The sequence below is a fragment of the Vibrio sp. 10N.222.49.C9 genome (assembly GCF_041474985.1).
Lineage (GTDB): Bacteria > Pseudomonadota > Gammaproteobacteria > Enterobacterales > Vibrionaceae > Vibrio > Vibrio crassostreae_C.
Window position 1 is genome coordinate 1 of sequence record NZ_JBFRVD010000434.1, and the last position, 234, is coordinate 234.

Sequence of the window (234 nt, forward strand, 5' to 3'; positions counted from 1 at the left end):
TGCATGTGCTTGTACTGAAAGCTTGTGGTATTCGTCTTTATCTACCCCTTTCGCTTTCTTTAATATTGGAAGCAAATCCAATAAAGGCTGCCAGCAATCCAGTTGGATATAACAGGTTTTTAGCAGGGTGAGCAGACGAGGGTTATCGGGGTAATCATGTCTTAGGCTGGATAGCACATCAAAGGCACTTGCAAAGTCACCCGCGGCCATCGCTTGCTTGCCCTTGGTTAGACC

1 protein-coding gene is annotated in these 234 nt (G+C 46.6%); it reads right to left on the reverse strand.

What is annotated here, in order from left to right:
• The coding region (locus tag AB4585_RS23850) for a heme biosynthesis protein HemY (protein ID WP_372171241.1) at positions 1–234 on the reverse strand (234 nt) is incomplete at both ends.